Here is a 17,647-nt window from a genome sequence, read left to right as displayed (position 1 = left end):
ACGGGAACCGCTCACACCACGTCGGACACCCGGGTCAGGTTGGTGCGCTGCCAGTCGTGGTCGCCGAGCGAACGAGACAGCAACTGGATGTTGCCGTTCGCGGCCGTGTAGGTGATCTGGAGCCGGTCGCCGCCCAGCCACACCGACAGCACGCTGCGCCCCACCGGCGGCATCCCGTCGATCTGCACCCGCTCGGCCTGCCACGCGTCACCGTCCCCGGTCAGCTCCCACAGGCCGCCGTCGAAGTCGGCGAAGACCAGCAGCCAGCCGTCGGGCGCGCCGTCCACGCCGGGCAGCCGCTGCACCGCCGACGCGCTGCACTCGGGCAGGCCGAGTTCCGCGGTCAGCGAGCGGGTGTGCCAGGCGCCGTCGTCGCCGACGCCGTACATCCGGATGTCCTGCCGGTGGTCGAGGCCGAAGACCCGGTGCCGCTCGCCGGCGCGGTGTTCGCCCCAGACCGGCATCATGGTCAGCGGTAGCGGGTTCTCCGCCTGGGTGGCCCAGGTCAGCGAGATCTGCCCCCAGCCCTCGGGGCCCTCCCACAGCATCCGCAGGTGCTCCTCGGCGTCCCGGTAGATGATCACGTCGAGGCCGGTGACGCCGTCGACGTACCCGTAGGGCGTGCCGTCGGCCGCGACCGCGCCCTCCACCGACACGTCCTGCCAGACCCAGCCCTGGCCGGGCGCCTGGGACAGCCGGATCGTCCGGCCGTCCGTGGCGCTGTAGACGACCCGCTGGGTGTCGCCGTTGCGGTAGGCGTGCGGGCCGTACCGCACGGCGGGCGGGCCGCCGCTGTCCTGCGTCAGGTCACCCCACCACCACTGGCCCTGGTCGTACCAGATCTGGTGGACGTGGCCGCCGTCCCCGGCGTAGACGTACGACGGCACGTCGTCGTGGGCGAAGAACGGCGACGGGGCGCTGCCGCGGGCCATCCGGGGCGCGCCCACGTCCGCGGTGAGCCGCGTCCACGTCCACCCGTCGCCCGACGGGTAGTGCACCACGAGGTGCCGCTCGCAGTCGGAGTACGCGACATGATCCACGCCGGGCAGCACCCGGATGCCGACGCCGTCGGTGAACGGCAGCCGCCCGTACATGGCGAACAGGCCGTTGCGGTCGTCGGACTTGGGCACCCGGTACCAGCTCGCGTTGCGGTGCATCACGTTGCCGCTCTTGCCGTGGTTGAGCCCGAACGCGTGGCCGATCTCGTGCGTGGCGACGTGCCGGAAGTCGGGCCCGTGCAGGTCGACGTCGAAGTACCCGTGCGCGTCCCAGTTGATCTTCCGGTTGAAGATGACCGGAAGTTGGCCGCCCGTGTCCGGCCAGCCCGGAGCGGCCCCCCACTTGGTCACCGCGTAGACGGTCCGGAACCAGCCGGTGTCGTGGAACACCGGGTCGTCGCCGACGGAGAAGACGATGTCCGCCTGCGCCGGGTCGAAGACGCGGGTGAACTCGAACGGCTCGTACCAGTTCTCGCCCAGCACCTCGCGCCACACGTCGAACGACACCTGGATCAGCTCGTGCTTCAGCGCGTCGGTGAACTCGTCGCGGGCGTACGGCATCGTCATGTCACCGAGGTGGTACGTCAGGTTCGTGTGCCGGAAGTGGTGTCCCTCCAGGACGAAACTCGCTGCCGCCGGCCGGTCCGGGGTGCCGCAGCCGGGCGCGGTCAGGTGGGCGGCGGTGACCGCGTCGGGCCGCCCGGTCACCGGCAGCTCGTGGAACGTCTGGTACGCCCGGATCGCCGTGCCCAGCCCGGCGGCGGGGGCGAAGCCCGCCTCGGTGAGCAGCGTGGCGACGGCGTCCAGGGGCAGGTCCGCCACGTCCGGACGGATCAGCGACACGGTGCCGTCCGCCACGTCACCCACGTACGCCGTGCCGTCGGCGGTGACCGCCACCGCGTACGGGCCGTGGCCGGTGGTGACCGGATCGAGCGTGCGCGGCGCGTACGGGTTGGTGGTGTCGACGAGCTGGACGCCCTTGTCTGTCGCCAGCCACGCCCGGGACAGTCCCGGCACGGCCGCCAGGTCGCGGACGCCGGCCGCGCTCCCCACCGCGCCGAGCCGCCGGCCGGTGTCCGGGTCGTGCACGCCGACCAGCGGATGCACGGTGCCGCCGCCGAGCGAACCGAGGTAGATCATCCCGTCGTGCGCGACTGCCAGCTCTCCCGGCTGGAGGTGGGCGGGCTCGACCGGCGCCACGGTGAGCGTGCCGTCCGGGCGCAGCACGGCGAGCGCGTCGTCGGCGGGCACGAGGCCTTTGACGTACAGCGCCGCGTAGACGGTGCCGTCCGGGGCCACCGCGAGGCGGTTCGGCGCCGACGGCAGCGACACGAAGCGCCGCCGGGTGGTGTCCGCCAGCTCGATGACCTGCAGGCGTTTGTGCGCCCAGTCGGCGACGTACAGCAGGTCGGCGACCGGGTCCACGGCGATCGCGATCAGCCCGAAGCCGATCGGGATGTCGGTGACCGTCCCGGTGGCCAGGTCGCACCGCGAGACGCTGTAGCTCTGCACCCCCCGGTTCATCACGTACGCCTGCCCGCGTCCGGGGTGCCAGGCCACCGCGCGGGGCTCATGGCCGACCGGCAGGGACGGGCGGACCGGGGCGAGGGTACGGGGGTCGAGGACGTGCAGCCGGCCGGCGCCGGACGCGGGGTAATGGGCGACGAGCAACGCCGTGCCGGTGTCGGTGACGGCGTGCACCGAGCCGGGGTCCCCGGGGGTGCCGAGGGCGACCTGGAGCTGAGGTGGTGGGGTGGGGGCGGGAGTGGTCATGACGTTCTCCACTGGACGTGAGCGCTTCGCGACTCACCGTAGGACTATGTGCCTGACCTGCGGATTCTTCGTCGTTGATCCGGCAGTGTCGATGTGCGGGGCCTTGCCGAGATCCGTTCACGAGCGTAGGAAGAACACCACCGTCCGATGTCGAAGGAGACGCGCGTGCGCACACCCCGACGGCTCCGTCTCGCCGTGTCCGCGCTGGTGACCGCGTCGGCCGTGCTGTTCGGCTCCGGGGCCGCCGCGGCGCCGTCCGCGCCTCCCGCCCCGGCCGGGAACCGGTCCTGCGACCCGATCGACCCGGCGGCCTGCCTGCTGCCGTTCCCCAACGACTACTTCACCGTGCCGGACCGCAGCACGCCGACCGGCAAGCGGGTCCGGTTCGCGGCCTCCGCGATGCCCGCCAACGTGCTCGGTGTGCCGATCGCCCCGGCGGAGTGGAACCGGCAGGACGGGTTCAGCCCCGGCTCGCCGATCCTGGCGCGCGTACCCGGCCTCGACGCCGCGCGGACCCGGATCGCGCCGGTCACCGACGTCGCGCGCTCGCTCGCGCCGGACGCGCCGATCGTGCTGCTCGACGCCCGCACCGGGCGGCGTACGCCGTACTGGGCCGAACTGGACGCGCACGCCGCCGGCAACCCGGACCGGCAGGCGCTGATCATCCGGCCGGCGGTCGCGCTGACCGAGGGCACGAGGTACGTCGTCGGCCTGCGCGGCATGCGCGACGGCGACGGCGCGCTCATCCCGGCGCCGAAGGCGTTCCGCGCGTACGTCACCGGTGCCGGCCTGGACCGGCGTGACCCCCGCGCGCTCCAGATGAAGCGGATCCTCGCCGACCTGACCCGGGCCGGCGTCAAGCGGCACAGCCTCTACCTGGCCTGGGACTTCACCGTCGCCAGCCGGCAGGGGCTGACCGGGCGGATGCTGGCGGTCCGGGACGGCGCGTTCGCCGCGCTCGGCCGCCGCGCGCCATCGTTCACCGTCACCCAGGTCACCGACTACACGCCCGAGCAGGACCCGCTGATCGCCCGGCAGGTCACCGGCACCGTCGCCGTACCGTCCTACCTGACCGGCGACGGCGGGCCGGGCTCCCGGCTGCACTACGGGCCGCCCGGCGGCGACGGCACCCCGCCGACGCCGAGCGCCCTGCCCACACCGTCCGGCACGACGGTGGCGGCCGACTTCGTCTGCAACATTCCGCGCAGCGCGTCCGCCACGAGACCGGCGCACCTCTCGCTCTACGGCCACGGTCTGTTGGGCCGGCCGACCGAGATCAACGCCGGCAACGTCAAGACCATGTCGCAGACGTACGACTTCACCTTCTGCGCGACGAGCTGGATCGGGATGGCCGCCGCCGACGTCCCGTACGTGGCGGGTGCCTTCACCGACCTCAGTGCCTTCCCCGCGGTGGCCGACCGGCTCCAGCAGAGCTTCCTGAACTTCCTGTTCCTGGGCCGGACGATGATCCACCGCAACGGGTTCGCCGCCCACCCGGCGTTCCGCGACGCCGCCGGTCGGCCGCTGATCGACGTGGCCGGCGGGCTGCACTACGACGGCAACAGCCAGGGCGGCATCAACGGCGGCGCGCTCACCGCCATCGCCCAGGACTGGACTCGCTCCGTGCTCGGCGTGCCCGCGATGAACTACTCCACGCTGCTGCAACGCAGCGTCGACTTCGCCCCGTTCCAGACCGTCCTGGACGGCTACTACCCGGACCGCATCGACCAGCAGATCGTCTTCGGCCTGCTGCAGATGCTGTGGGACCGGTCCGAGGCCAACGGGTACGCCCAGCACATGACCGACCGGCCGCTGCCGCGTACCCCGGCGCACCGGGTGCTGATGCACGTGGCCTTCGCCGACCAGCAGGTCTCGACCGTCGCGGCGGAGGTCCAGGCGCGCACCATCGGCGCCCGGCTGCACACCCCGGCGCTCGCCGACGGCTGGTCACCGGACGTGCGGCCGTTCTGGGGCATCGCGCCGATCCGCAGGTACCCGTACGCCGGCTCGGCGATGGTGGTGTGGAACAGCGGTGCCGCGTACGCGCCGCCGCCGACCAACCTCGCGCCCGCCGGACCGGAGTACGGCGAGGACTCGCACGAGTTCCCGCGCGCCCAGCCCGGGGCCCAGCGGCAGAAGGCGGTGTTCCTGCTCACCGGGAAGGTGATCGACGTCTGCGCGGACGGCCCCTGTCCGTGACGCGCCCGGCCGGGCGTGCCGCGCGGCACGCCCGGTCAGTCCGGCGGGGGAGTGTCCCCGCCGAGGTGACCGAGGACCCGGCCGAGCTGGGCGGCGTACGCGTCGAGGAACTCGGGTGAGCCGGCGTCCAGACCGGTCAGCCGGCGGACGACCTGTGGCAGCACCGTCGGCGCCATCGCCGCCGCGAAGAACGTCAGCACCACGTACGCCGGGTCCAGGTCGGCGGACAGCTCGCCCTCGCGCTGCCGGCGGCGTACGTCGTCGACCATCGCCGTGAAGTACGCCTGACTGTCGCTCTCGTCGTCGTCGGCGTCGGTGGTGCCGGCGTCGGCCAGTCCTTCCCAGACGAGCAGCCGCGCCCAGGACCGCTGCGTCGCGCCCAGCCGGACGAAACCGGCGACCACGTCGGCCAGCGGCTGGTCGGGCCGGGCGGCGCCGCTGGTGCTGCGCCAGCGCTGGTGGAGGGCCTGGTAGAGGCCCTCCTTGCCGGCGAAGTAGTAGGAGATGAGCTGCTGGTTGACGCCCGCGCGAGCGGCGATCGCGCCGGTGCGGGCGCCCGCGAAGCCGTATTCGCCGAACTCGACGAGCGCCGCGTCCAGGATGCGCTCGCGCGTTCGTTCGGCGTCGCGTCTGCGCTGATCGCCGCTGGGAGACCGCCGTGACATGCCGAAGATCCTATCAGTGTCACCTGTCTGCCTGATTTATTCAATCAGATGGTTGACATACTGACTCGCGCGAATGACCATCGGGTCATGGAGAACCTGACCGTCATGATCATCGGGGGCGGCGTCGGCGGCCTGTGCCTCGCGCAGGGCCTGCGCCGGGCGGGCGTCGCGGTGACCGTCCACGAACGCACCCGGGCCCGCACCGACTGGTTGCAGGGCTACCGCATCCACATCAACCCCGACGGCGCCCGCGCACTGCGCGCCTGCCTCCCGGCCGCGAACTGGCAGGCGTTCCTGGACACCGTCTCGGTGGACGGGGGCGGCTTCGCGTTCACCACCGAACAGCTCACCGACCTCGTCCGCCTCACCGCCGACGAGATCGCGCCCAGCGGCGACCCCGGTGAACGGCACTACGGCGTCAGCCGGATCAGCCTGCGTGAGGTGCTGCTGTCCGGTCTGGACGACGTGATCCACCTGGGCCGGGAGTTCACGCACTACGAGACGACGGCCGACGGCCGGGTCACCGCGCACTTCACCGACGGCGGCAGCGCCACCGCCGACGTGCTGATCGGCGCCGACGGCGCCAACTCCCGGGTACGCCGGCAGTTGCTGCCGCACGCCCGCCGGATCGACACGGGCGTCGTGGCGATCGCCGGCAAGCGGCGGCTCGACGGCGCGACGCTGCCCCGCGCGCTGACGCACGACACGAACCTGGTGATCCCACGGGACCGGGGGTCGCTGTTCACCGCCGTGTGGCATCCGGACCGGCGGGTCGTCGTACCGGATCGGGACGCGCCGGCGGAGTTCCTGCTGGACAACGCCGCGCCGTTCGTCCTTTGGGGCTACTCCGACGTGGCGGCCGCCTTCCCGGCGGACGTCGAGTCGCTGACCGGGGCGGACCTGCGGCGACTGGTGCTGGCCCGCATCGACGGCTGGGCGCAGGCCCTGCGGGACCTGATCGACGGCTCCGATCCGCTGACCGTGAACGCCCTGCGGCTCCGCAGCGCCACGCCGGTCGACGCCTGGCCGACCACGTCGGTGACGCTGCTCGGCGACGCCATCCACAACATGACGCCGATGGCCGGCATCGGCGCCAACACCGCGCTGCGTGACGCCGAACTGCTGTGTCACCGCCTCACCGAGGTCGCCGCCGGTGGCTCCGCGCTGCTGTCGGCGCTGCGGGACTACGAGCGGCGGATGCTCGACTACGGGTTCGCCGCGGTACGGCAGTCGCTGCGCAACGCCCGCCAGGCCGGGTCGGACAGCCGCCTCGGCCGGGCCGCCTTCCGCACGATGATGCGCCTCGCCGGCGCGGTGCCACCGATGCGCCGCCGGATGGCCGCGCAACTCGGCCGGTGATGCCGCCGCCGGGTGCGAGGGATCGCGGTCACGCTCCCGTGTAGGCGAACGCGGCCCAGTACCTGGGATCGACGTAGGGGCGGTCGCCGGCCTCGCCGGCCGGGTCGGCATCGGGCAGCACGGCGGCCAGATCGGTCCGCGTGGCGGTACGGAGCCACAGCTGGGCACGGTTGAGCGCGACCGCGGGCTCGCAACCCTCCTGGCGCCACAGGCGATAGAACATGATCATCAGATATGTGGTGGCGAGATCGTCGACAGACCACGCGGTCGCGATCACCCCGGCGAACCCGATCTGGACCAAGGCGGACGGCAGCCCGACCGCCTCGTTGGGCAGGGCTGATCCACTGCGGTTGGTCTGGCAGGCGGACAGGACCGCCAGACGGCGGCGGCTCGGCTTCAAGGTCCGGCGTAGCTCCTGGAGCGTGACCTGCCGGTCCGCGAAGTACAGCCTGCTGTCCATGATCGAATCACTGTCGACGCTGCCGTGGCAGGCGATGTGCCACACGGTGTGTTCGTCAGCTGCGGCGTGGAACTCCGCCCACGTGCAGCCGTGCCGTGGCCATGTCGGTCTGCCGTTCCAATGGCGGGTGATCTCGGCGGTCTCCCGGCCCACATACCGGAGGTGTTCGCCTGCGCTCGTGCCGTGCCCGTCGGGCACGTCGATGGCGAGCAGTGTCTGCTCCGGGCCGGCGAGTTGTCGGACCGTGCTGCGGCATCGTCGTAAGCTCCGGACGTTCGGCGCGTACCGGATCGCGGAGAACTGTCCGACGTGACGCCACTCGGTGTCCTCGTCACCAGTGATGCCGGGCACGCCGGCGGCATGCAGCGGCAGGAGGCTGAGGAGGCCGACGGGCACCAGCGTGACCACCTCTCCCCTCGCGCTCCACAGGACGACGTCCCTCAGCCCTGCCTCCCAGAGCGTGCGAAGCGCCCCGGCCGTCCGGTCGACGCTTCTGGCTTCGAGCGGTTCGATGTCGCGGAGCCCGGGCAGGAGTGGGCTCGTCCGCAGAGCGACGGTGCGCCCGAATGCCGTCCCGTCCCCGGCGGCCACGTTGCGGACCAGTTCGGCGACCGTGGCGCGGTCCAGTTTGGGGAGGTCGACGTACTGCGGGTCGTGCCGTGCGGCGACCACGAGCGCGTACCCGCCGGCCTTCGCGGCGCCGAGGTAGACCAAGGCGCCGTCGTCGGTCTCGGCGGCGATGGTGTCGTAGTCGGCGAAAAGGGCGAGCGGGTCTGCTCCGGTCACCGCCGCGACGCGCCCGGCGACGTCACGGAGGTGCGACCACGACTGCCGTAGATCGGGGGACGAGAGACGCGTGCGATCGTCGAAGTCCTCGACGGCATGCGTGTACTCCTCCGCGAGCTCCGCCCGGCCGGCCGCTCGGAGGCGCTGGAGCACCGCCGCGTCGTCCCGGCCGATCACCTCGGTCAGTCCCACCGCCCGGCCGGTCTCCAGCGCGAGCACCGCCTCCCGGTAGCGTCCGGTGCGGGCCAGCCAGTATCCGGCCTCCTCGGCGTACTCCTGCGCGGCGGCGAGGACCCGTTGCTTCGCGCGTGCGCCGTACCGCGTGACAGCGTCCTGGGAGGCCAGATCCACCAGGTGCTGGTACGCCTCGGCGGCGTACTCGGGATCACCGGTGCCGACAGCCCACTCCGCCCATGCCACCGCCAGGCGGGCCCGCGCCGCAATGGTCCCGGAGACATGCATGGACTCGCGCCACGCCCGGTGCCGGTGCTCGTCCTTCGTAGTGTCGGCCAGCGCGTCCAGGGCGGACAACGCCTCTTGGAGCAGTTGGCGATCGTCGGCGTCAGGGTGGTGCCAGGGGCGGCGCCGGCCATTGATCAGGCGCACCGCTTCGCGTATGTCGCCGTCGGCGGACGGAGCCGCGGACGACAGGGCCCGCCGCAGCAGCAGTCTGGCCAGAGCGGTGTCTGCGGCAGTGGTACGGCGCCACGGACGCAAGCCGGCGGCGCGGCCTGACCGGCACCATCCGATGCCCTCGTCGAGTCGATGCGGACGGCAGCCCGCCACGACCAGTCCGAGCGTGGCGAGGATCTGTGGCCGCAATGCCCGGGAGAGCCTGTCCTCGGCCTGCGCGCCGATCGTCAGTTCCGCGACTGCCGCATCGAGGTCCCCGGTCAGTACGTTGCGTCGGCCCCGCAGCAGACGTACGAGACCGGTGCTGGAACCGGCGAGGTCGAGCCGGTCGATCAACTGATCGAGCGGCGCGGTGTCGCCGTGGGTCTCCGCCGTGGCAATGGCTGCTTCGGCGACAGCGAGGACGTGGTTCTCGTCGGTCAGGGCTTCGGCGGCGAGGTGCGCCGTGTCTCCCGTTGTCGCGTGCCTCGAGCGGAAGACACGCGGTGCCAGGACGGGCGGCATGCCCTCCACGAGTGCGGAGGCCGATGACCTGTTCCGTTCGAGAGCGGCACGAGTGTCGTGCAGTGCCCGCATCTCGGCGATGCGCCGAAGGTCGCGGTGATGGTCGTTCATCAGGACGCCGGAGATGCGGTCCGCGACGTCGCGTAGCGCGGTGAGCAGTGCGTTCTCCTGCGGGTGGCCGAGCGAGGATTCGCGCTTCAACACCGTCAGGCACATGGATACGTAGCCGCGAGCCGCCGTCCGCGTGCTGTTGTCCTCGTCCACGTTCCGGGTGTCGATGAACGGATGAAGGCTCAGCAGGTCATGTATCGCGAGGTCGAGGTCGTCGAACACGCTGGCGACCAGGACCAGCTCGTGCAGACTCCACAACGTGCGGTTGAAGCCCTCGGTGCTCTGCCAGCGCGGCGGCCGGGCCTGACGGTGCGCCAGCCACGCCCGGCGGGCGGCGGCCGGGTCACCTCGTAGGTGCGCGTCCTTGTACGCCCAGACATGCCGCTCGACCTCGGCCGTCCACCGTTGGGTGTCGTCCGAGCCGTTCAGGTCGTGCCTGATCCGATGTCCCCTGGCTTCGTGCGCCCACGGCTCCTCGAAGGTGGGGTCGGTCGCCCTTCCGCACAACGGACACGGGTGCGGCCACGACCGGGGCGCCGGTGTGTCACCGGTCCCGCAGCCGTCGTTGCGGCACTCCCAACCTCGTACCTCCGCCTCGGGTGGCGCCAGGTATCCGTAGGAGGTACGTGGCGGGCGTCGAACCAACGCGGCAACCGTCCTCTTCGCGTCGCCGGCACCGACTGCCGGTCCTCATCGGTCTGCTGACGGACAGCTGTCCGTCAGCACCGGGCATGGCATTCTTCCGACGACCGCCCAGCTCGCCGTTTCCGGACGACATGGTGCGGTGGCTCGATCTCTTCGGCCGGTACTCGTTCGACGTGCACGGCAGCGGCATCGACGACAGCGGCATGTGGGACCGCTTCGGATCGCTGTACGAGTACGCGACCAGCGACCGGGAGGGCTTCCTGGCCGCCCTGGGCGATCTCGTCGCCGACGACGAGGGCGGTTTCGCGACCTTCGGTGCGGCCCGGCTCGTCTGGGAGATGTTCAGCGGGGACGCGCTGACGATTCCCGCGGCGTTGCCGCTGATCGACGCGGGCATCGCCTTCAAGGCCTCCCGAGGGCTTCCGGTCTTCCTGCTCACCGGTTACGAGCAGCAACGGCTCCAGCAGATCCGCGCACAGCGCGGCTGAATCCGTAGTCGGCGACGACGTCATCCGATCGCAAGGAGGAAATGAAAACCGTGGAAGGTCTAGTCTGCTTCGGCATCGTGGCCGCACTGATCGGCTTCTTCGTGTGGCAGTTCATCGAGACGCGGAAGGCCGTCGCTACCACGGTCGTCGACACGACGTGCGATCCCGCCCAGGCGGTCGAGGTCGTACGAGAGGCGTTCGGCGGCCCCCGCAGCGTGCTGTGGACCGGCACGAGCGGTCCGGGAATGATCAATATGCGGCGACGTGGGATGCGGGGTGGTATCACGATGTCGATCGACATCGAACCACACCCGGGCGGGGGTTGCCGGGTGGAGATGTGGGCGTCGAGAACGGTCGAGTACCTGGGGATCCTGGTGAACTTCGCCGGTGTCGTAAACCGGCGGAAGACCGTGATCGGGCGGCTGCTGGCCGATGCGGAGAGCACGGGGGCGACGGGCAGCGTAGGACGGTGACACCGGAGCGGTAGGTCCCGCTCATTCGCGGAGGGCTGTAGGCCCTCCGCGAATGAGCGCCTACTCGACCGGAGCACCCGGCTGGTGCACCACCGCCGTGCATCGGGACCCGCGATGCTAGCCTGCCCGTCTGGTATGGACAGTCTTCTCGACCGGGTTCAAGAGTGGATCGATGACGGATGGTTCGGGCGCCCGGCGTCCGCGGCACCACGCAGCGTCCGGGGCCACTCCCGTGACCGGCACCCGAGGTGGTCGCGGGTGACCCGGTCCGTACGGGCAGCCGCCCGGGCCGCGCTCGCCGCCGTCGTCGCGTCGGCGGTGCTCGCGCTGACGCCCCTCCCGGCGTCGGCGGCCCGCCCCGGCGGTGAGCCGGTCAAGTTCTACACCGTCGAGGCGGCCCACCAGGGCGAGCCGGAGAACCTCACCGAGATCGCGGAGCGGTTCCTCGGGGACGGCGCGCGGGCGGCGGAACTGTTCGCGCTCAACAGCGGGCGGATCCAGCCGGACGGCGGCACCCTCACCGACGGTGTTCGGCTCCGGGCCGGGTGGGTGCTCGTGCTGCCGTGGGACGCGTACGGCAGCGAGGTCCGCCAGGGCGTCCCGCCGGCCCCTAAGTCGGCGCCGGGCACGTCCACGCCGGACGAAAGGCAGCGCACCGCCGACGGTGACGCGGTCGCCCGCCCGCCGAAGGGGTGCCGCACCGTCGCGACGTCGCGCGCCACGTCATCGTGGGCCGGTCCGCGCGTCGCCGCCGACCGGGCGTGGGCGCACAGCCGGGGCCGGGACCAGCTCGTGGCAGTCGTCGACTCCGGTGTCGCCGGCGGCCTGGCCCCGCTCGCCGGCCGGGTGACGACGGGCGTCGACCGGGCGACCGGCGGCGCCCGCGGTGACACCGACTGTCTGGGCACCGGTACGGCGATGGCCGGGCTGATCGTGGCGCAGCCGGTGAAGGGGTCGGCGGTGGCCGGCGTCGCGCCCGACGCGGCGGTCATGCCGGTCCGGGTGGCGGGCAGGACTGCCGGCGCCTCGGCCGCGGCCAGCGCGGCGGGCATCCGGGCGGCGGTCGGCTCCGGCGCCTCCGTCATCGCGCTCGGGCCGCAGGTGGACCTCGGGCAGGCCGAGGTGGTGACCGCCGTCAACGAGGCGGTCGACGCGGGCGTGGTGGTCGTGGTCGGCGCCGCCGGCGAGCAGGAGCCGGCGGATCCGGACGTGCCGCTGCACGAGGCGGTGCTGCGCGTGGGCGGGATCGGGCCGGACGGGGGTACCACCGGCAGCTACCGGTCCGGGGGCGTGGACGTGGTCGCGCCGGCCGTCGACGTGACGAGCCTCGGCATCACCGGCACCCGGCCGGTGACCGGCTCCGGCACGCACCACGCAGTCGCGTACGTGGCGGGGCAGGCGGCGCTGATCCGGTCGGCGTACCCGGACCTCGACCCGGCGCAGGTCCGCAACCGGGTGCTGAGGACGGCGAAGACCACCGGCGGCGTCGCGCCGGAGATCGACCTGACCGCCTCCGTCACCGCCGTGCTGCCCGAGGAGGCGCCCCGGGCGCAGGCGGCCGAGCAGGCGTCCGGCTCCACGGCTGGGATCGGCCGCCGGGCGGCGTTGCTGGCGCTCGCGGGGCTGGCGGCGCTCGCCGCCGTCCTGCTGGGCCTGCGCGCGCGCCGCCGGGCGGGAGCGGGCGACGATGCCGGATCATCCGCGGCGGCACCGGGCGCCACGACTGCCGGGTCCGCAGGCGCGGTCCCGGTGGAACCCCCCGTGACCCGTGTGGATCCAGCAGTCCCCGAGGCGGCGCTCGCCGAGCAGGCCGGCCCCGACCGGGCCTACGCCGCCCCGGCATCCGCCCGGCCGATCGTCGCCGCTGCCGAGTACACCGGGCCCGCCGACACCGGGTCGACCGCCGGCGCCGTGCCGGCTGACCCCGCCCCCGAGGACACCGTTCCGGGCGACACCGGGCCGGCCGTGACGGCGGCGGTGGCGGAGCTGAGCCGCGACCCTGCGCTGCGTCACCTGGCCGCCGACGAGGCGGGGATGGCGTACCTGGCGGAGACCCGGCCGGAGGCGCGCGAGAAGGCGCTCATCGGCCTGGTGCCGGGCATGGACGACGAGACGGTCGCCGCGCTGCCGGCGATGGTGACGGCGCTGCCCGGCACCGACGAGCAGGAACAGTCGCTCACCGGTGTCCTGGTGGACGTCCGGCGTCACCTGCGCGGCGACCCGCTCGCGCTGGACCGGGCGCTGGTGCGGGCCGGGAAGGTCCGGTGGCAGTCCCAGTACGAGCTGGCCGAGCACGTGGCGTCGTACGCGCGGCAGTATCCGGAGCTGGCGCGGCTCGCCACCGCCATCGCCGAGACCCGCTGGTCGAGCGGCGCCCAGGAACCGGCGCGGGGCACCTGACCAGACCGGCCGGTCAGAGCACCACCAGTTCCTGGGCCAGCATGTCGGTCCACGTGCGCCGGGTGAAGTTGCAGCCGGTGTGCGCCACGAACTCCTCCAGGGTGCGTACCGGCCCGATGCCGAGCCGGTCCACCGGCGGCGTGTGCAGCATGTAGAGCACCCGGCGGCGGCTCAGCTCCTCGTAGCGGGCCCAGTCGGCCTCGACGTGGTCGCTCCAGTGCCGCGGCCTGTCCTGCCGGATGTAGTAGTGCCAGGTCAGCACCTCGGTGGGGTGGAACAGGTCGTAGCCCCACGTGAAGGCGCGCAGAGCCAGGGTGATCTCCTCGCCGTGGAAGTAGATGCCCGGGTCGTAGGGGACCTCGGTGACGAACGACCCGGGTGCGAAGAGGAACCCGGCGGCCAGGAACAGCGCCGGCTTGGGCGGTACGCCGGGCGCGGCCCCCTCGATCAGGCGCTGACCGAAGACCGGTACGCCGACGTTCGTCCAGTCGCTGACGACGATCTCGGCGGGCGCGCCCGCGCCGGTGAACTCCTGATCGGGCTCGTAGCTCGGCGGGTACGCGGTCAGGACCGGCTTCGCCGCTCCGGTCTCCCGCGCCATCCGGATCATCCGCACGTCCCAGTCCGGCGCGAACCGGGTGTGGCTGTCCACCTGCAACAGCCAGTCCTCGCCGCGGTACTGCTGGAACGTCCTGTCCCGAGCCCAGCAGGCGCCGCGGCTGTCCCGGGCGTCGTACTCCTGCACGTCCACCTGCGGCAGGCCCCGGATGGCGGAGATGTCCTCGTCGCCGAGGTGCTGCCAGCACACCGCGATGCGGACGTCCTCCGGGTGCGCGGCCTTGGCCAGGCAGTCCAGCACCGTCGGCACCAGTTCCCGGTCCCGGTACGACGCGATCGCCACGAAGATGGTCACGCGTGGGCCTCCGCCGGGACGAGGGCGTACGACTGGAACAGCAGCGCCAGCGCGCGGTGCTCGTCGGCGGGGTCGGTGGCCGGCAGCAGGTCGCCGCGCGACCGGATGTGGGCCAGCAGGTTCGGCTCGGGCGCCAGCCCGTACGCCTGGAGGTAGTAGGCGACGGACTCGGGCCAGAGCCAGCGCCCGTCGGTGCGGTAGGTCATCGGCACGACCAGGCCGCGTGCGGGCTCCACCACGTCGGGCCCGCGTGCGGTGGTGGCGAGCACCGGCGTGCCCGCCTCCAGGTACGCCGCCGCGCGTGCGAGGTCGGTGCCGGACAACCGCTCCCGGTCCGGCGCGAAGCGCGCGCCGTCGTCGTCCACCTCGTCGAAGACGCGGGCGATCCGCAAGGGTTCGGTGTCCCGGTCGGCCCAGAGCAGCGCGCCGGACCGGCGGGCCGCGGCCGCGTACGCCGGGAGCTTGTCGCCGGGGCGGTACACCTCGACCAGCGGCGCCGAGATCCCGGCCCCGGCCAGCGCCCGCATCACTGTCGCCGCCGTCGCGGCCTGCGGGCCGGCGGTCTCCAGCACGTACACCGGCGCGGGCGGGATCGCCGCGGCGGCCCACTCCGGGGCGATCCGCCATCCGCGCCACAGCGCCACCGCGCCGGGCTGCTGCCGGACCGCCGCGACCGCGACCCGGTCGGTGTCGTCCATCAGGCCGTCGCGGCCGGTGAGGTCGGCCGGCGGCGGCACCCGCCCGCCGAAGACACGCGGATTCGGTACGGCCGACGCGAACGTGAACGGCAGGTCGACAGGTCCGGGCGGCTCGGGAAGGCACACCGTGCCGGTGTCGGCGAGCCGGAGCCGCGCCTCGGCGAGCGTGGCGTCCGGCACCCGGCCGCCGAGGTGCAGCAGCGCGGTGTGCAGCTCGTCCTGCTCCGTCATTCCCGGCCTCCTCGCGTCCTCGTCGGCGGGCGCATTCGACCACGGCGGCAGCCGGGAGCGCCGGGCCGCGCGCGGGCTCGTGCCCGAGAAACACCGCGACCGGGGCCGTTCGTGCATCCGGTCAGAGCGCGCCCGCGCGTACCAGGGCGGCGAGCGCCCGGTGGACGGCGACCGCGCCGGCCGGTTCCGGTGGGTCGGCCCGGCAGCGCCGCAGGTGCCGCAGCAGGCCCTCGTCGGCCATCGCGCCCTCGTCGAGCAGCCGGTCGGCCACGTCGGCCGGCCAGACCCAGGCGCCGTCGGTGCGCAGGTGCGCGGTCAGGGCGGGCGCCGACCGCAGGTGGGTGACGAACGCGGCGACCTCGTCGTCGTCGACCGGCAGCCGGGCGTCCCCGCCGGCGGCCAGGCGTACCTCGCCGGGCGGCTGCGGGGCCCAGATCAGCGCGGACCGGGACCGGGCCGTCCACTGGTACGCGGGCAGCGGCAGATCGGGCCGGTACACCTCGACCGGCGCGTCGTGCCCGGCGTCGGAGAGCGCCCGCTGTGCCCGGTCGGCGACGGCGGGCAGCTCGTCGTCGGGCACCGTGGCTTCGACCAGGTAGACGCGCACGGCGTCGACGGTGCCGTCCGGCTCCCGGGTGATCCGCCAGCAGCGCCACACCCCGGTGGTGCGGACCGGGTCCAGCACGTCGAGCAGCACCAGGTCGAGGCCGTCCACGGTGCCGCCGGCGGTCTCGTCCACCACCGGTGGCCCGGCCGTCGCGTACAGCGGCAGGTCGACCGGCGGGAACGGGACGAACACGGCCACCGGATCGGCGTCCACCTCCTCGTCCGCCGCCGGGCCGGGCAGCGGCGTCTGCGGGGGCAGCAGCCTGGCGAGCGCCGTGATCTCCGCCGCGGACTGCGGGAACGCGCCCAGCAACCCGGCCGCGCAGGCGCCGTGGTCGCCACGGGCGAGCAGGGTACGCAGGCCGGCGAGGTCGTCGTCCGGGATCCGGCCGGCGGCGCGCAGGCAGAACAGGTGCAGAAGGCCGGTCATCGCGTCGCCGCCGTCTCGCGCAGGAACGCGGCGGCCAGCCGGGCGGGCGCCGGGCCGCCGGGGTTGACGAGCACGTCACGGTCACCGGCCACGGCGGCCAGTCCCGCCAGGTCGAGCAGCCGCCACCCGGGCGCGGGCACCGGTTCCCGGTGGGGTTCGCCGGTCGCGACCACCACGCACCGCTCGTCGTCCGGGGCGTGGACGACGAGCGGCCGCCCGTCGCCGTTCACCGCCAGGTGCAGGGTGGACGCGCGTAGCACCGCCCGCAGGTGTGCCGGCCGCACCGCACCGGCGGCCGCGATCAGGCGCAGCACGGCGTCGAGCGGGTCGGCGGGGGAGTCCGGGAAGTGCCGGCGGTAGTCCGGGTTGCCCCGGAACTCGCCCACCTCGCCGTCCTCGCCGACCTGCCACACCCCGAGGACCGCCTCGAACGGCGGCTCGTCGTCGCCTGCCGGCCACTCCGGGTCGAGCAGGAACACGAACTCGTCGTCGCTCATCCGCCGGTGTCCTCGTCCGCGTACCGGAGCGCGTGCCAGACGAGCGCGGCGGCCAGCCGTACCGGCTCGGTGCCGTCCGGGTCGACCAGGACGTCGATGCCGTCCGGCAGCAGTTCGGCCAGCTCGACCGCCTCGACCCGGCGCCACTCGGGCGCGAAGGTACGCGCGCGCTCCTCGGCCGTGGTCGCCACCGCCACGCACGGCTCGTCGTCGAAGGAACGGACGACGAGCGGACGACCGTCGCCGTTCATCGCGAGGTCGAGCCGGGCGACGCGCAGCGCGGACTGCACCTGCTCGATCGTGGCGTCACCGCGCATCATCCGGCGCAGCAGCACGCCGAGCGGCTCGGCGCTGTCGGTCATGGTTCCTCCAGGTGGCGGCGGCCCGCCGCGAGGGTCACGGCGGGCCGTCCGTCCGGGGCTCAGGCGAACGGGTCCGGTGCGGCCGGGACCGGCACCGCCGGCAGCCCTTCCCGCGCGGCGTACTCGTTGAGCCAGCGCTCCAGCGGCGGACCGGACGGCGCCACCCACGGCTCGGCGCCGTTCTTCGGTACGACCAGCGGTCCCACCGCGAGCGCGTCCAGAATGCTGCCGGTCTCGGTGGCCCGGACCGTGTTGAACGGGTACACCCAGCACCACTCGTACTCGGCCGGGGCGTCCGGGGCGAGCAGCGTCAGCGGCTGCTCCGGGTTCTCCAGCCCGCGCAGCGCGGCCTGCGCCCGGTTGCGGGCGTCGTCGGCGTTCATCGGGTAGTCCTTGTCTGTCGATGGTGGTCGGAC

At 73.5% G+C, this 17,647-nt stretch carries 14 protein-coding genes; 5 read left to right on the top strand and 9 right to left on the bottom strand.

Going from position 1 to position 17,647, the window contains the following annotated elements; all coding sequences use genetic code 11:
* Positions 1-11 precede the first annotated feature (11 nt).
* Positions 12-2,771: a matrixin family metalloprotease gene (locus O7611_RS17375; protein ID WP_269697225.1), complete on the bottom strand. Its 2,760-nt coding sequence runs from the start codon at positions 2,769-2,771 to the stop codon at positions 12-14.
* 165 nt (positions 2,772-2,936) lie between these two features.
* Between O7611_RS17375 and O7611_RS17370 the strand changes: the two genes are divergently transcribed.
* Positions 2,937-4,970 (top strand): hypothetical protein, encoded by a 2,034-nt coding sequence (locus O7611_RS17370; RefSeq protein WP_194802769.1) that lies wholly within the window; start codon positions 2,937-2,939, stop codon positions 4,968-4,970.
* Positions 4,971-5,005: 35 nt separating this feature from the next.
* Here O7611_RS17370 and O7611_RS17365 read toward each other — a convergent pair whose 3' ends face one another.
* Positions 5,006-5,635 carry a TetR/AcrR family transcriptional regulator gene (locus tag O7611_RS17365; RefSeq protein ID WP_194802770.1) on the bottom strand — a complete coding sequence of 210 codons (630 nt, stop codon included), beginning with the start codon at positions 5,633-5,635 and terminating at the stop codon, positions 5,006-5,008.
* Between the two features lie 87 nt (positions 5,636-5,722).
* On the opposite strand from O7611_RS17365, the gene O7611_RS17360 reads away from it, so the two are divergent.
* Positions 5,723-6,994, top strand: coding sequence for an FAD-dependent oxidoreductase (locus O7611_RS17360; protein ID WP_269697224.1), 1,272 nt, complete (start codon positions 5,723-5,725; stop codon positions 6,992-6,994).
* Between the two features lie 28 nt (positions 6,995-7,022).
* On the opposite strand, the gene O7611_RS17355 is transcribed toward O7611_RS17360, so the two are convergent.
* A complete protein-coding gene (locus tag O7611_RS17355; RefSeq protein ID WP_269697223.1) occupies positions 7,023-9,710 on the bottom strand; it encodes a CHAT domain-containing protein in 2,688 nt (895 codons plus the stop codon).
* A 509-nt stretch (positions 9,711-10,219) separates the two neighbouring features.
* Here O7611_RS17355 and O7611_RS17350 point away from each other — a divergent pair.
* The 3 genes from O7611_RS17350 (at position 10,220) to O7611_RS17340 (ending at position 13,494) form a co-directional block, all read left to right on the top strand.
* On the top strand, positions 10,220-10,621 hold the full coding sequence (locus O7611_RS17350; RefSeq protein ID WP_194802773.1) for a hypothetical protein: 402 nt from the start codon (positions 10,220-10,222) through the stop codon (positions 10,619-10,621).
* A gap of 41 nt (positions 10,622-10,662) precedes the next feature.
* A complete protein-coding gene (locus tag O7611_RS17345; protein ID WP_194802774.1) occupies positions 10,663-11,094 on the top strand; it encodes a hypothetical protein in 432 nt (143 codons plus the stop codon).
* A 258-nt stretch (positions 11,095-11,352) separates the two neighbouring features.
* Entirely contained in the window at positions 11,353-13,494 is a 2,142-nt protein-coding gene (locus tag O7611_RS17340) for a S8 family serine peptidase (protein ID WP_194802775.1), read from the top strand.
* A 13-nt stretch (positions 13,495-13,507) separates the two neighbouring features.
* Here the strand turns inward: O7611_RS17340 and O7611_RS17335 are convergent, their stop codons facing one another.
* The 6 genes from O7611_RS17335 to O7611_RS17310 all read right to left on the bottom strand — a co-directional run bounded on the left by O7611_RS17335 (position 13,508) and on the right by O7611_RS17310 (position 17,614).
* The gene (locus O7611_RS17335) at positions 13,508-14,407 is read right to left on the bottom strand and encodes a GlcNAc-transferase family protein (RefSeq protein WP_269697222.1); all 900 of its coding nucleotides are present in this window, start codon (positions 14,405-14,407) and stop codon (positions 13,508-13,510) included.
* Positions 14,404-15,336, bottom strand: a complete 933-nt coding sequence (locus O7611_RS17330; RefSeq protein WP_194802777.1) for a hypothetical protein — start codon at positions 15,334-15,336, stop codon at positions 14,404-14,406. Before O7611_RS17330 ends, O7611_RS17335 begins: the two co-directional genes overlap by 4 nt.
* 121 nt (positions 15,337-15,457) lie before the next feature.
* Positions 15,458-16,372: a hypothetical protein gene (locus O7611_RS17325; protein WP_269697221.1), complete on the bottom strand. Its 915-nt coding sequence runs from the start codon at positions 16,370-16,372 to the stop codon at positions 15,458-15,460.
* Positions 16,369-16,869, bottom strand: a complete 501-nt coding sequence (locus O7611_RS17320; protein WP_194802779.1) for a type VII secretion system-associated protein — start codon at positions 16,867-16,869, stop codon at positions 16,369-16,371. Before O7611_RS17320 ends, O7611_RS17325 begins: the two co-directional genes overlap by 4 nt.
* On the bottom strand, positions 16,866-17,231 hold the full coding sequence (locus tag O7611_RS17315; RefSeq protein WP_194802780.1) for a hypothetical protein: 366 nt from the start codon (positions 17,229-17,231) through the stop codon (positions 16,866-16,868). Before O7611_RS17315 ends, O7611_RS17320 begins: the two co-directional genes overlap by 4 nt.
* Before the next feature lie 59 nt (positions 17,232-17,290).
* On the bottom strand, positions 17,291-17,614 hold the full coding sequence (locus O7611_RS17310; protein ID WP_194802781.1) for a YrhB family protein: 324 nt from the start codon (positions 17,612-17,614) through the stop codon (positions 17,291-17,293).
* Between the last annotated feature and the right edge of the window lie 33 nt (positions 17,615-17,647).

Source organism: Micromonospora sp. WMMC273, from assembly GCF_027460285.1.
Taxonomy (GTDB): Bacteria; Actinomycetota; Actinomycetes; order Mycobacteriales; family Micromonosporaceae; genus Micromonospora; species Micromonospora aurantiaca.
This window is presented reverse-complemented; position numbering and strand designations above follow the sequence as displayed.